16 protein-coding genes are annotated in these 12,615 nt (G+C 63.8%); 3 read left to right on the forward strand and 13 right to left on the reverse strand.

Annotated elements, in window-relative coordinates; translation table 11 throughout:
* Nucleotides 1-12: 12 nt before the first annotated feature.
* The 5 genes from thiO to CGLAU_RS03050 are packed head-to-tail and all read right to left on the reverse strand — an operon-like array spanning nt 13 to nt 4,359.
* Nucleotides 13-1,104, reverse strand: coding sequence for a glycine oxidase ThiO (gene thiO / locus CGLAU_RS03030; RefSeq protein WP_095661002.1), 1,092 nt, complete (start codon nt 1,102-1,104; stop codon nt 13-15).
* A 40-nt stretch (nt 1,105-1,144) separates the two neighbouring features.
* A complete protein-coding gene (locus CGLAU_RS03035) occupies nt 1,145-1,744 on the reverse strand; it encodes a response regulator transcription factor (RefSeq protein WP_095659424.1) in 600 nt (199 codons plus the stop codon).
* Nucleotides 1,741-2,787, reverse strand: a complete 1,047-nt coding sequence (locus tag CGLAU_RS03040) for a sensor histidine kinase (protein WP_198304992.1) — start codon at nt 2,785-2,787, stop codon at nt 1,741-1,743. Before CGLAU_RS03040 ends, CGLAU_RS03035 begins: the two co-directional genes overlap by 4 nt.
* Nucleotides 2,784-3,548: an ABC transporter permease gene (locus CGLAU_RS03045; protein WP_095659426.1), complete on the reverse strand. Its 765-nt coding sequence runs from the start codon at nt 3,546-3,548 to the stop codon at nt 2,784-2,786. Before CGLAU_RS03045 ends, CGLAU_RS03040 begins: the two co-directional genes overlap by 4 nt.
* Nucleotides 3,535-4,359, reverse strand: a complete 825-nt coding sequence (locus tag CGLAU_RS03050) for an ABC transporter ATP-binding protein (RefSeq protein WP_095659427.1) — start codon at nt 4,357-4,359, stop codon at nt 3,535-3,537. Before CGLAU_RS03050 ends, CGLAU_RS03045 begins: the two co-directional genes overlap by 14 nt.
* A gap of 155 nt (nt 4,360-4,514) precedes the next feature.
* Between CGLAU_RS03050 and CGLAU_RS03055 the strand changes: the two genes are divergently transcribed.
* Entirely contained in the window at nt 4,515-4,889 is a 375-nt protein-coding gene (locus tag CGLAU_RS03055; RefSeq protein WP_095659428.1) for an ectoine synthase, read from the forward strand.
* Here CGLAU_RS03055 and CGLAU_RS03060 read toward each other — a convergent pair.
* The 5 genes from CGLAU_RS03060 to CGLAU_RS03080 are packed head-to-tail and all read right to left on the reverse strand — an operon-like array spanning nt 4,886 to nt 9,206.
* Nucleotides 4,886-5,551 carry a thiamine phosphate synthase gene (locus CGLAU_RS03060; protein WP_095659429.1) on the reverse strand — a complete coding sequence of 222 codons (666 nt, stop codon included), beginning with the start codon at nt 5,549-5,551 and terminating at the stop codon, nt 4,886-4,888. The genes CGLAU_RS03055 and CGLAU_RS03060 overlap by 4 nt on opposite strands.
* Nucleotides 5,541-5,828, reverse strand: coding sequence for a DUF7218 family protein (locus tag CGLAU_RS03065; RefSeq protein ID WP_095659430.1), 288 nt, complete (start codon nt 5,826-5,828; stop codon nt 5,541-5,543). Before CGLAU_RS03065 ends, CGLAU_RS03060 begins: the two co-directional genes overlap by 11 nt.
* Nucleotides 5,829-5,860: 32 nt before the next feature.
* Entirely contained in the window at nt 5,861-7,099 is a 1,239-nt protein-coding gene (locus tag CGLAU_RS03070) for a DUF418 domain-containing protein (RefSeq protein WP_232507173.1), read from the reverse strand.
* Nucleotides 7,100-7,112: 13 nt separating this feature from the next.
* Nucleotides 7,113-8,315 (reverse strand): amidohydrolase, encoded by a 1,203-nt coding sequence (locus CGLAU_RS03075; protein WP_095659431.1) that lies wholly within the window; start codon nt 8,313-8,315, stop codon nt 7,113-7,115.
* Between the two features lie 21 nt (nt 8,316-8,336).
* A complete protein-coding gene (locus tag CGLAU_RS03080; protein ID WP_095661004.1) occupies nt 8,337-9,206 on the reverse strand; it encodes a cation diffusion facilitator family transporter in 870 nt (289 codons plus the stop codon).
* A gap of 208 nt (nt 9,207-9,414) precedes the next feature.
* Between CGLAU_RS03080 and CGLAU_RS03085 the strand changes: the two genes are divergently transcribed.
* Nucleotides 9,415-9,579, forward strand: a complete 165-nt coding sequence (locus CGLAU_RS03085; protein WP_095659432.1) for a glycerol dehydrogenase — start codon at nt 9,415-9,417, stop codon at nt 9,577-9,579.
* 10 nt (nt 9,580-9,589) lie between these two features.
* On the opposite strand, the gene CGLAU_RS03090 is transcribed toward CGLAU_RS03085, so the two are convergent.
* The gene (locus tag CGLAU_RS03090) at nt 9,590-10,051 is read right to left on the reverse strand and encodes a GNAT family N-acetyltransferase (RefSeq protein ID WP_232507174.1); all 462 of its coding nucleotides are present in this window, start codon (nt 10,049-10,051) and stop codon (nt 9,590-9,592) included.
* A 95-nt stretch (nt 10,052-10,146) separates the two neighbouring features.
* Here CGLAU_RS03090 and CGLAU_RS03095 point away from each other — a divergent pair, with 95 nt between their 5' ends.
* Nucleotides 10,147-10,965, forward strand: coding sequence for a S1 family peptidase (locus CGLAU_RS03095; protein WP_095659433.1), 819 nt, complete (start codon nt 10,147-10,149; stop codon nt 10,963-10,965).
* Between the two features lie 13 nt (nt 10,966-10,978).
* Here the strand turns inward: CGLAU_RS03095 and hisN are convergent, their stop codons facing one another.
* Nucleotides 10,979-11,779 (reverse strand): histidinol-phosphatase, encoded by an 801-nt coding sequence (gene hisN / locus CGLAU_RS03100; protein ID WP_095659434.1) that lies wholly within the window; start codon nt 11,777-11,779, stop codon nt 10,979-10,981.
* Nucleotides 11,772-12,581: an inositol monophosphatase family protein gene (locus CGLAU_RS03105; RefSeq protein WP_095659435.1), complete on the reverse strand. Its 810-nt coding sequence runs from the start codon at nt 12,579-12,581 to the stop codon at nt 11,772-11,774. The genes hisN and CGLAU_RS03105 overlap by 8 nt, the downstream gene beginning before the upstream one ends.
* Between the last annotated feature and the right edge of the window lie 34 nt (nt 12,582-12,615).

Raw genomic sequence — 12,615 nt, forward strand, 5'->3', positions numbered from 1 at the left:
TCTCATCTCCTTCTAGCTGTCGCGGCGGTGCCGCCACGGGTCGCATGCTTCCAACGATATCGATGGTGCGATCTGTTCCACCAGCTCCGCCCCGCAACGCGCTGCCATGCCAGCGAGCAGGATGCCGTGGCGGAAGTAACCGGTGGACACGGTCACCCGGTCGCTGACCCGGCCGAGGTACGGCAAGTCGTCCGGCGAACCGGGGCGGGCGCCTGCGTCCGCTTCGAGGAAGTCGCACTCCTCGATTGCCGGGCAGATCTCGATCGCGTCGCGCAGGAGCTGGTAAATGCCCTGCACTTGCGGATTTTCGCGCCCATCCTCGCGCGTGGTCGCGCCGATGGTCAGCGTCCGGTCCTCGCGAGGGATGAGGTAGATCGGGCGGTCTTCGACGAATCCGCGCACTACACGTGTGAGCAGGGGGTACTGGTGCTCCGGCACGCTGACGTGGATGATGTCGCCGTATACCGGGCGCAGATCGAGCGGGTTTTTGCCCTCGTACCAGCCGGTGATGTCCGCGGCGCCGAGCCCGGCCGAGATGAGCACCTGGTCGGCATCGACCTCGCTGACGTCCGTGATTTCCGCGGCGCGGAATTCAACTGAGGCGTTGGCGCAAGCATCAATAAGCGATTGGGTGAACAACCTGGGCTGGAGCTGGTGATCGCCGTCGATTCCCACCGCTCCCGCGAGGCTTGGGGCGAGGGCGGGCTCGAGCGAGCGGGCCTGCCGGGTGGTCAGTCGCTCCACCTCCATGCCGTGCAGCGACTGGTACTCGCGCAGCTCCTCCAAGTGGGTGTTATCGGCGCGATCGCGGGCGACCACCAGCGTGCCGTCGGTGCGGTAGCCGGTCGGTTTTGTGCTGGACTTTTCCGTCAGCGCGACGAGCTCGGGGTACCACTGCGCCGCGGCCTGCATGAGCGGAAACAGCGGTTCTTGCTTGTACACCACCTCGGCGGTGGGGGCGAGCATGCCGCCCGCGTGCCGGGTGGCGCCGGAGGCGGGATCCGGGTCGTAGACCGTGACTGCGTGGCCCCGGTCAGCCAGTGTCAGGGCCGTTGCAAGGCCGATGATGCCGCCGCCGATGACTGCCACGCTCAATTTACTCACGTCCACCAGCGTACGCCTCAAGCTGGTCGGACCGAGGCGGCTACAGCCAGCCCTTTTCTTCAGCGAGGCGGGCGGCGGCGTAACGGTTCGTGGTGTTCGTCTTCGCCATTATCGACGATAGGTGGTTGCGCACCGTGCCGGGGGAGAGGTGGAGGATGCTGGCGATTTCCTTGATTTCCGCGCCGCTGAGCGCTTCGCGCGCGACCTCGACTTCGCGTGAGGTCAGCGGCGACGGTGGGGTGAACAGCGACTCCTCGGCGACCGTCGGATCCACAACGCGAAGTCCGGCGTGGGCCTTGCGCACTGCGTCGGCAAGTTGCTCCGGGGGAGCGTCTTTGACCATGAACCCGGACGCGCCCGCCTCAAGCGCAGTGCGCAAGTACCCGGGGCGGCCGAACGTGGTCACGATGACTACTTTGCACGGTGAATCTGCGAGGTCGCCGGCGAGCTGGAGGCCGGTGCGCCCGGGCATTTCGATGTCCAACAGCGCCACGTCTACGTCGTGTAAGCGCACCGCGTCTGCGACGTCATCGCCGCGATCGCAGGTGGCTACAACCGTGATGTCGTCTTCGAGTTCCAACAGCGCCGACAACGCTCCGACGAGCAGCGCCTGGTCGTCGGCGATGAGCACACGGATCATACGGTCACCTCGACAACTGTGCCGGTCGATGCAACCGGTGAACTGACCCGCAAGCGTGCTCCAGCTGCGTCGATGTGCGACGACAAACTCGACAACGCAGTGCCTTCCTGAATGCCCACGCCGTTATCCGCCACCATGAGGCGCTGTGGCGTGACCGTGATGCGGCATGCGTCGGCTCTTGAATGGCGAATGACGTTGGTGACAGCCTCGCGAAGCGCCCAAGCGAACAGGGGCGACTCCACATCCGGGTCGGCATCTACCTGCGGAGTAATACCTGCCGCCTGCAATGACGATGTCGCAGAGCTGAGTTCACGCGCCAGGGTGGGGGTGTGAGAACCATAGACGGCAGCGCGAACGTCATCAAGCGCGGCGCGCGAGAGCTCCACCAACTCTTCCACCTCTTGCCGAGCGCGCTGCGGATCGCGGTCGAGCAGCTTGAGTGCGAGCGACGACTTGACGTTGATGGCGGTCAATGAGTGACCGAGCAGGTCGTGAATGTCGCGGGAGATGGATTCACGCTGGTGCGCCAGCCGCAGTTCCGTGCTCAGCTGGGCGCGTTCCTCGTTGATGCGCAAACTGGCCACCTGGGCGCCCACGATTGCGGCGATCGTCGCCATGAATCCGAAGAACAACAATGCATTCGGCCCGCCGGCGAATGCCACGTACACCCCGTAAGCGACGATGACCGCCAGGTTGACCCAGGCGCTGTAGCGAAACCGGGCCACCGAGCTGGCCACCGATGTGACAAACGGCAGCATGGTCGCAGTCCACGGCCCGATGAACCAACTCAGCGCGGCAGTGAGCAGGAGCAGCGGTGTCAGCCATAGCGCAAGGTTTGCCCACTCCCTTTCGTACAACGGGCCGCGGTAGCTGTGCCCGGCCACGAACACAGGGCCCGTGAGGCCGACCAGGATAAGGCTCATCGCGCGCTGCCACGGTGAAATATCTGCAACCGCGACGATCAGCGCTGGGCTGAGCAGGAAGAACAGCCATACGGCAGCGGAGCGTGCAGCGGGGCGGTCGAAGTCTGAGCGGGTGATCACGCGCGGTGCTTCTCCCTTCTGTCCAGCGCGAGCGACGTGAGTGTGAACAGTGCAGTCCAGAAAATGATACTGACAGCCGGCACCCATAGCGGGTCGGTGACCCAGTATGGGTCGGTTTGGACAAACTGCTCGCCTTCGGTCAATGGCCAGCGCGAAAGCACGGCGGCACCGTAGAGCGGGGTAAAGCGCGCGAACGACAAGAGATCCTCAGTGAGCGGAATGAGCAGATTGGCGGCGATGGCCAGCAGCACTACCGATGTCGCGGCGATGGACACAGCGGTATAGGACCTCATCGCCTGCGCCCAGATCCTGCCGTAAAACCCGAACGGCAGCGCCACCGCGACCGTGATCAGGTACGTCCACAGCCAGGTCCAAGGCTCCATCTGGGCCTTGGTCACCGCGCCGGCGAGAAACACTGCGGCCACGGGCAGCGCGACGTGAATGAGCACCACCAGAAATCGAGCGGCAGTCAGCTGGGTGTCGCTCAGCGGTGTGAGTGCGAGTTGGCGGCCCCACCCGGTCGATTGCTCAACGACTACGGTGGACGCTTGCGACACCGCTCCGGATACTCCGGCGTAGAGCGCCATGGCTAGCATCACGTAGGCGGCCATGTTGCCGTTCGCGATTTCCGCCTCACCGTCGGGCTGGCTGGCTCCGAAGATGAGGTAGAGCACCACTGGCAGGGCGATGTTGAAGAACAGGGACGCGAAGTCCGACTTGAGCCGCTTCAGATTGTGTAGGGCGAAATTAAGCGTGGTCACGATCGGTCTCCTCGGTCAGTCGCACGAATACGTCTTCAAGTGATGTGGGCGTAATGGTCAGGTCGTGCGCGTCGGTTTCGGTGAGCAATTCGCGCGCCACGCCATCAGCGTCAGCGGTAGTGACATCGATCGGCCCCTTTGACGATGCCGCCTGTACCCGCTTCTCGTTGGCTTGCAGCTTGTCCATCGGCGCGTCCGCAATCACCTCGCCTCGATCGAGCACGATGATTCGTTGCGCAAATTGTTCGGCCTCTTCGAGGTAGTGGGTGGAGAATACAATGGTTCGCCCCTGCTGCGTCTGGGTACGCAGCGAATCCCAGAATTCGTGGCGGGTGGCGGCGTCCATGCCGGTGGTCGGTTCATCGAGGATGAGGATGTCAGGCCGGCCGAGCAGCGCGATGGCGAATCGCAACCGCTGTTGCTCGCCGCCGGAGCATTTGCCCACCTTGCGGTTCTTGATGTCGGTCAGGCGCGCAGCATCTAGTGCGGCTTCCACACCAATGGAATCGGAATGCGTTGCGTTGATCATCGCTAAGGTGTCGCGCACGCTCACATCCGGAAGCAGCCCGCCTGTCTGCATCACCGCGCCGATGCGCGCGTTGCGCACTGCCTGTTTCGGCGTGCCCCCACCAACTGTGACGGTCCCGCTTGAGGGGGTGGTCAGGCCCAAGATGAGGTCGATCAGCGTGGTCTTGCCAGCGCCATTGCGTCCAAGTAGGCCAACAATCTCGCCGGGCCCGATGCGGATGTCCACGCCGTCGAGTGCGGTGACCTGCCCAAATCTCTTGGTCAAGCTGTGTGTTTCAATCATGCCTTCCATTGGACCAGCCGAGACCAGCGGCGGCCTAGCCGCGCAGTCACGTTTCACCCGTGACTCCAGTCATGGGTTCCAACCCTCAGGTCACAGCCGGCCGTTTTTCCGTACCGTGGTTACCGGACACGATTCCTACAGATACAAGGAGCGACATGTTTATTCGATCCCGCGAAGATGTAGAAACCGTTGAGTGGGGCGGCGGCACCAGCGAACGCCTGCTCACTGCAAAAGACAACATGGGCTTTGCCGTGGCGCACACCGTCGTTCGCGCCGGCACCGAGTCGAAGCTGCAGTACCGAAACCACCTCGAGGCCTGCTACTGCATCGCCGGCTCCGGCGAGGTGGAGGACACCGAGGGAAACATCTACCCGATCACCCCGGGCACCATCTACGTGCTGGACAACCACGACGCTCACTACCTGCGCGGCGGCAAGGACGAAGACCTCATCCTGGTCAGTGTCTTCAACCCCGCAATTACCGGCGACGAGGTCCACGAACTCACCGAGGACGGCTTCAGCTCGTACTAGAGCTTTTCGCTTATCGACGCCTCGTTGCCAGCGTCGAACTCAGCCACCACGCGCTGCACATACGTCCGCGGGTCGTCGGCGTGCATGATGCCGCGCACGATGGCAACCCCGTCGACTCCGGTGCGGGCGAGGTCGCGCGCATCGTCTGCGGTGACGTCGCCGATCGCGACCATCGGCACCTGCGATGCAGCGACGAGCTCTGGGTAACCCTCTAACCCGATCAGCGCGCGCCCGGAATCCTTCGTCGGCGTTGCCCGGAACGGGCCGCACCCGATGTAATCCAGCACATCGGCGTTCTCGTTCGCAGCCTCCACAAGCTCGAGAGTGCCGGTGGTCAACCCGATGATCGCGTCGGGCCCGAGGAGGCGCCGAGCTACGCGGACATCAATATCGTCTTGTCCGAGGTGCACGCCGGCGATGCCTTCCGTTTGAAGGGCCAGGGCCACGTCCAACCGATCGTCGATAAGCACGCGTGTTGATGGCGGCACTGCCCGCACGATTGCTGCCGAGAGTGCGTACAAATCGCGGGCTGAAATCGGCTTCGAGCGAACCTGGATGACCCCGGCGCCGCCGTGCGCGGCCTCGACGCAGCGCTCGACTAGGTCGGGGCTCTGCCCGGTGACAAAGTAACACCGCAGGTCAAGGCTTGGTTTAGTGCTCACGCAGCGCCTCGATTAGCTCGTCTTTGGACATGCTGGAGCGGCCCTCGATCTCAAGTTCCTGGGCGCGCTCGTAGAGCTCGTCTTTCGTCCAATCCTCGTAGGAGCCGGACTTGCCGCCGCGCTTACCGACGGTTTCGCGGCCTTCCTTTGCCGCAGCATTGGCGATCGCCGCCGCTTTCGACTTGGAGTTTCCCTCCTCGCGCAGGCGCTCGTAGAGTTCGCCGTCTTTGACGCTCGGCCCGCCAGGGGTTTTCTCGGGGTGGGTGTCTTCGGCCATGCGCCCCAGCGTAGCCCAGGGCCGGTGCGGCGTTACTGGGACTTGGGAAGCTCGTAGGGCTCGAGGCGGCCGGTTTTGCCGTAGGAGAGGCGGCGGTGCACCTGCTCGAACGGGCCGGGGATGCCGGCTTTCTCCATCACGGTCGCTAGGAGCAGGGTGATCAGCCAGATGCCGAGGCCGGTCAGGAGCTTGCCGCTTATCGACGCCTCTAAGCCGACGCCGAGCCCAAACGGCATGGCGATGGCGATGAACAGGAATGACTGGGCCAGGTATCCGGACATCGAGCGCTTGCCGAGTGCGACGAAGGGGTACGTCCACGCTGGCGCGATGCCGCCGTTGGCGTGCATCTGCTCTTGGATGCGGTTGGTGGCCAGTGCTATCGCGGCGAGAATCGCCGGGCCGGTGAACAGACCCCAGCTCTGGCTCAGCACAGCCCACGCAGGCTCAGTGAACGGGTTGATGACACCGATGGCAGAAAGCCCCCACGGCAGGCCGGTACCTACAGCAACCACCGATCCGAAGATGACCCAACGCCACAGCATCCCACGGTGCGCGTCGACGTTGACAAGGTAACCCTCGCGCGCCCAGATGTAACCGATGATGGCGAGGCTGCCCAGTTGAATCACCGAGACAGGTGCAGCTATCAAAGTAAAGAGGCCGGCAAACGCGTTGGCGGAGAAGTAGTCAATGATATTGGTCAGCTCGGGATTGCTGGGGCGGAGCGCCTCGTCAATCGGGAGTTCGAAGAAGTAGACCGCCACGGCGAGCACGGTGCCCAGGAGCGTGAACAGGCTCAGCACGCCGTAGGCGATCATCCGCAACGACGTATTGCTGAGTGTGAACATCGTGGCGAGCAACATGCCGATCAGCCCATAGAAGAACATGATGTCGCCGAAGAACAGCCCGAACATGTGGATCAAGCCGAACAGTGCGAGGAAACCGTAGCGGCGCACGATGACGCGCCGGGCGTCGCGAAGCGGGTACTGCTTGCGAAACAGGCTTGCCGCGATCAACCCGATGCCGAACCCCAGCAAGGTGCTGAACATGGGCAGACCGCGCACGTGGACGAACAGCGCGGAAAAGACCGCAGCGAACTGGTCAGTGGCGCTGCCCTCGCGTAGGCCACCGAGCGAACTGCCGGGCACGTCAGGATCGTCGAAGCCGTTGTACATCCAGGCCTGCGTAGCGTTGGCCATCGCGATGCCCGCAAGGGCGAGACCTCTGGCGAGGTCGGGGACGATCAAACGAGGTTGGCTACCTGGGCGCTGCACGCCCCCGAAAATATCACTTCATTAACCAGGGCGCGGCGGCCACCAAGATCGATTGGGTGCCGCGCTCGAGTGCGTTGGGAAGCTCTGGCGCGAACTTGTCAGTATGGTTGCCTGGCGCATCGGAACCTGCGGCGAAGCCGGACCACCCCCACATCACGCTGGGCACGCCCCAGGCGTTCGGAATGAATGGGTAGTCCTCGCTGCCGGATAGGGGCGGGATCGCCACGGCTTGATCCTCGCCGAAGAAGTCTTTGAACTGTGTCATGAGCTTATCCGTGAGGTCTTCGTCGTTAATCACGGCTGGAACGGAGTCCAGGTACTCAAACTCCGGCTCCTGCTCAATGCCCGCCGCCTGGCATTCCGCGATGACGATGCGCTTGACTGCGTTCTGAACGTATTCGGAGAGCTCGTCGTTGGAAGCTCGGGTGTTCACGCCGAGGGTGACGGTGTACGGGATCGAGTTGGTGGACTTGCCGCCCTCGATAGAACCGACGGTGACCACCGCTACCTCGTTCGGGTCGACTTCGCGGGAGACAATTGTCTGCAGCTTGGTAATGATCGAGGCTGCCACGACAATCGGATCTTTGGTCAAATGAGGCTGCGAACCGTGTCCGCCTTCACCGTGAATGTGGATCTTCCAGTTCGAAGCAGCGGTCAAGAACCGGCCGGGAGTGAACACGAAGCCGAAGGCGGGGTCTTCGTTGAATACATGCTGGGCAAAGCACACGTCTGGCGCAGCGATCTTCTCCGCAAGCCCATCATCCACCATGTGGCGGGCTCCGCCGCCGCCTTCCTCACCGGGTTGGTGGATAGCAATGAACGTGCCGGACCACAGGTCCTTGTTCTCCACCAGCGCGCGCACCGCACCGAGTAGGGCAGTGGTGTGCAAGTCGTGGCCGCAGGCATGCATCATGCCCAGCTCGGGATCAGCGGAGTAGTCCAGCCCGGTGTTCTCGGTGATGGGCAGGGCATCGAAGTCGGCCCGAAACGCCACGCGCGGTCCTTCACCGTTCTCGATCACGGCGACCTGCCCGGTCACGCCGATGTTCTGCGGCTCGAGATCGAGCTTCTCCAACTCCTCGACGATGCGCTTGGAGGTTTCGTGCTCCTGCATCGACATTTCCGGGTGCTGATGGAACCACTTGTAGAGTGCTTCGCGTTCCACGCGGGAGGATTCGAGACTATCTACGATCTTCTGCAATTTTTCCTGTGGCATGACCCGATTCTACGGCGGCCGCTACACCGCCCTTGGACCTGTTTTGGTGTGATGTCCAAGCGGTTCGATGTGCACGATGGTTTCTGCGTGACCCAGCGCGGCGGCGATGCCCACCTCGACTTCGTCCGCGTAGTCGTGGGAGGCGTCCACGGTCCATTCGCCTGGCACCTGCATGACCACGTTGACCAAGCGGTCACGACCAAACGCCGAGGTGCGCAGCGAGGTGAACGCCACGCCGTGCTCCGCCGCGAAGCCGTCCAAAAACGCCTGTACAGTCTCGACCTCGTCTTTCGGCAGTGCCTCGGAGAGCAGCCCCATCATCGCTTGACGCAGCAGCTGGTATCCCGTGAACAAAATGTTGGCTCCGACTATGAGCGCCACGATCGGGTCGAGGACTTCCCACCCCGTCAACCACACCAACGCCATGCCTACGATGACTCCCACGGTGGTCCAGACGTCGGTAAGCAAATGCTTTCCATCGGCCTCGAGCGTGCTGGAGCGGTGGGTGCGACCCGCCCGCACCAGCGCCACACCGACACCGAGGTTGATCACGGTGGCAACAACGGAGAAAACCAGGCCGATCCCGAGCTGGTTAAGCGGAGCCGGGTCGATGATGCGCTGCACGGCGGTGACGATGATGACCACGGAGGCCACCAGAATCATCGTGCCTTCCACCTGCGCCGCGAAGTATTCCGCCTTGGCGTGGCCGAAATTGTGGTTCGCGTCGGCGGGCTTAGCAGAGAGTTTCAGCGCCCAAAGCCCCACTACCGCAGCGGCCAGGTTGGCGGAGGACTCGATCGCGTCGGAGAAGAAGCCGACCGAACCCGTCACCCACGCCGCGTACAGCTTCAGCGCAATGGCAAAGATGGAGGCGATGATTGAAAGCCACATGAAGCGCTCGAGCAGGCGCTGTTCTTCGCGGAGAGCTTCGCTCACGGGGGTTCCTTTCGGTGCGGTAATCGGCCGAAGGTCTCGCTCGCTCACGCCACGTGAGCCGGCTGCCCGGGCCCCATGTAAAGGCCAGTATGTCGAGCATGCTGTTGGTGAGCTACTCCCCTTCAACAGCCAGGCAGTTTAACACACTGCTACGGTTGGCCCCATGGAACGCTGGATTGTTGCGATCGCAGGCGCCGTGGTTGGCGCCCTTTTCTTCGGCTGGCTGCTGCAGATGCTGGGTATCAGCGGCATCACTTATACCGTGCTGGTCCTCATAGGCTCGGCAGTCACTTCATCGGCCGCCGGCGCGCTGTTCCGCCCCCGCTAGAGCTTTTCGCTTATCGACGGATACGCATCACCCGATGCGGTATCCCCGTGTCCAAGAACTCGTCTCCCTCTTCAACGAATCCGAACTGGTTGTAGTAGGGGACGAGCCCTGCCTGCGCCTCAATTACGAGATCGCCGGGCCAACGCTCGGTGAACTTAATCCCAGCCTCGACGATGCGCGGACCGAGTCCGGTGCCGCGGGCGAACGGGGCGACAATGAACCGGCCGAAGCGCGAGCCCGGAGTCTCGGTCATTTCGGTATCGGCGGTGGGGAATACCCGGGCGCACCCAGCGAGCCTGCCGTCAGCGTCGTACGCGAGAATGTGGGAGGTGTCGGGCGCCGCATCCGTCTCATCGATCTCTGCGAACGGGCATTGCTGCTCGGCCACGAAAACGTCTACCCGGAGTTTGAACAGGTCATAGGCCTCGCGGGAGGTCATCTCATCCAGGCGCTTGAACTCGAGGTGTGTCACGCAGTGCAGTGTAGCCCCCACATCGCGTATGGTTTCGTTGTTATTACTGTGACAAGTGTTGTCGAAGTGCAGAGCCACAACTGAAAGAGGTCAGCATGATCCGCCGTTTCGTCGCCGCCGCCGCGACTGCCTTGCTCGCCGTTACCGCGATGCCTATCGCGCACGCGCAGCAGGACCCGAACTACGTGTGGCGCAACGATCCGGTTTCTAAGACGCTGGCCGGTAAACCGCTAGCTCAGAGCGTTCTTCACCGCGTTCCTGGTTCTTTACATGACGCGCCGCGAATCCCGCAGGAAGCGTTGGATGCGCAAGCGCGGGGCAACGCGCTCTACGGCCCGGGTACCCCAGTCTTCGTGGGTACGGGGGAGAACGAAGTGATCTGCACCGTCGCCGTCGCGGGATACGACAATGCGGGCCGCAAAGTCGCCGTCACTGCTGGGCACTGTGCTGAAGTCGGTGCTCCCGTCGTCTCCGCCGACGCGCGCGGCCTCGGGCAGACCGGCCGTGTGGTCCACGTGGACTCGCGTTTGGACTACGCCCTCATCCACCTCGCCCCGAACACCGAGGTCACCCGCTCCTACGACGGGCTGACCATCAACCACCTCGGTTCCGCGCCGATCCAGCCGGGCGGGCAGGTGTGCAAGAAGGGAGTCGCTTCCGGAGTCACCTGTGGCGTGACCTGGCGCGACTGGGACTTGATGAACATCAACCAGGTCTGCGCGATGCAGGGCGATTCAGGCGCGCCGCTCTACGTTGGTGACCGCCTTGTCGGCCTGATCAACGGCGGTATGTTCCCGCAGCCGTTTGCGGTCGCGTGCCACAGCCCGCTGCAGGGGCCGATTCATGCCCCAACCGGTTCCGCTCGCGCAGATGCGATCTTCCCGCACATTCCGGGCGGGTTCCGCCTGCCATAGGCTACGCGCGCAGCTAAGCGCCCGGCGCCGCGATCTGCGCCAGCGCAGCCTCGTGCAGCAACCCGTTCGTCGCGAGTGCATCGCCGCCGTGCGGGCCGTCCTCGCCGGTCAATGAGGTGAACTTGCCGCCGGCTTCCTCAACCAACAGCACGAGCGGCGCGAGATCCCACAGGGAAACCTCCGGCTCCGCTGCGATGTCCACCGCACCCTCAGCGACAAGGCAGTAGCTGAAGAAGTCGCCGTAACCGCGCAGCCGCCAGGTCTGCTCAGCCAGCCCGAGGAAGTTGTCCCGCAGGCCGCGATCGGTCCACCCGGACAGCGAGGACATGGACAACGACGCATCCTCGACTTCGGCCACCCCGGAAACGCTCAGCCGCTTGAGCCCTTGGCCGCCGAACGTGCGCCACGCCCCGGCGCCGCTGGAGGCGTACCAGCGCCTCGCGAGAGCCGGGGCGCTGACGACGCCGACGACGGGGGAGCCGTCGATAAGCAATGCGACGAGCGTGGCCCAGACCGGCACCCCGCGCACGAAGTTCTTGGTGCCGTCGATGGGATCGATGACCCACTGGCGGCCCTCGAACGCAGCTTCGCCGCCGAACTCTTCGCCCAACACCGCGTCCGCCGGACGAGCCTCAGTCAGGCGTGCGCGCAGCGCTTCTTCGACGGCCAAATCCGCGTCGGAGACGGGGGTCAAATCCGGCTTCGACTCGATCTTCAGATCGGCGGCTTCGAACCGGTCGAGGGTGATGGAATCCGCCAGGTCCGTGAGCTCCAGCGCAAGCGCGAGGTCGTCTGAGTAATTCGGGCTAGTCATGGTCGCCAAGTCTAGCCACCACGTCTTCGACCAGCTTCGCGTTTCCAGCAACGCACCAGGTCACCCCACCCGCGTCGACTTTCACCGCGCGCCCGCCAACGGCTTCGACCAGCGCCTTGCCCGGCAGCCAATCCCAGTCCGCCACCGAGTGCTGCAGCCAGCCGCCCATTTGTCCTGCGGCGATGTTCGCTAGATCGACCGACCCCGCGCCCCACATCCGCACGGTCGCCGCGTCCACGCTCGCCCGCATCCAAGCCGCCACAATCTCCGGGTTGCGCATGCAGGTCGGGTGCAGGTAGGTCACCAGGGCTTGATTGCTTATCGACGACTCTGCCAAACGCCCCAGCTCAACCCCATCTCGAGTTGCCACACCATCCGCGGCAAGCCACGTGGTGGAAGTCGCCGGGCGGTGCACTGCGCCAATGAGCGCGTTGCCGTCTGCAGGGTCGCCCTCCGCCAGCGCGATCGCCGAGCAGAAATAGTCCGAACCCTGCGAGAAGTTGTAGGTACCGTCAACCGGGTCGATGACCCAAGTACGCCCGGTCGACGAGGGGCGCGAGGCGCCCTCTTCGCCGAGCAGCCCGTCGCTCCCGCGCAGCGCCTCGAGCGCCTCGGCGACGAACGCCTCCGCGGTGCGATCCGCTTCCGTCACCACATCGGACACGGACGTCTTCTGATCGGCGGCGATGCCTTCGCCGCGCATCCGCAGGGCGAGCTGGCCTGCGTGCTCAACGAGGGCTGCGGCGAGCTCGGCGTCGGAAGAATCTCGGTGGGCGTGGATGAAGTCAGCGGTACTAGCCATGCGGCTCAGTATCGCAGCTTCCACGCCAGCCGGC

The organism is Corynebacterium glaucum (genome assembly GCF_002287505.1).
Classification (GTDB): domain Bacteria; phylum Actinomycetota; class Actinomycetes; order Mycobacteriales; family Mycobacteriaceae; genus Corynebacterium; species Corynebacterium glaucum.

Bases quoted from the DNA above. Each gene is read 5' to 3' on its own strand.
- CGLAU_RS03035 (WP_095659424.1), bottom strand. From the start codon at position 1,744: ATGATCCGTGTGCTCATCGCCGACGACCAGGCGCTGCTCGTCGGAGCG.
- CGLAU_RS03050 (WP_095659427.1), bottom strand. From the start codon at position 4,359: ATGATTGAAACACACAGCTTGACCAAGAGATTTGGGCAGGTCACCGCA.
- CGLAU_RS03055 (WP_095659428.1), top strand. From the start codon at position 4,515: ATGTTTATTCGATCCCGCGAAGATGTAGAAACCGTTGAGTGGGGCGGC.
- CGLAU_RS03065 (WP_095659430.1), bottom strand. From the start codon at position 5,828: ATGGCCGAAGACACCCACCCCGAGAAAACCCCTGGCGGGCCGAGCGTC.
- CGLAU_RS03075 (WP_095659431.1), bottom strand. From the start codon at position 8,315: ATGCCACAGGAAAAATTGCAGAAGATCGTAGATAGTCTCGAATCCTCC.
- CGLAU_RS03080 (WP_095661004.1), bottom strand. From the start codon at position 9,206: ATGTGGCTTTCAATCATCGCCTCCATCTTTGCCATTGCGCTGAAGCTG.
- CGLAU_RS03085 (WP_095659432.1), top strand. From the start codon at position 9,415: ATGGAACGCTGGATTGTTGCGATCGCAGGCGCCGTGGTTGGCGCCCTT.
- CGLAU_RS03095 (WP_095659433.1), top strand. From the start codon at position 10,147: ATGATCCGCCGTTTCGTCGCCGCCGCCGCGACTGCCTTGCTCGCCGTT.
- hisN (WP_095659434.1), bottom strand. From the start codon at position 11,779: ATGACTAGCCCGAATTACTCAGACGACCTCGCGCTTGCGCTGGAGCTC.
- CGLAU_RS03105 (WP_095659435.1), bottom strand. From the start codon at position 12,581: ATGGCTAGTACCGCTGACTTCATCCACGCCCACCGAGATTCTTCCGAC.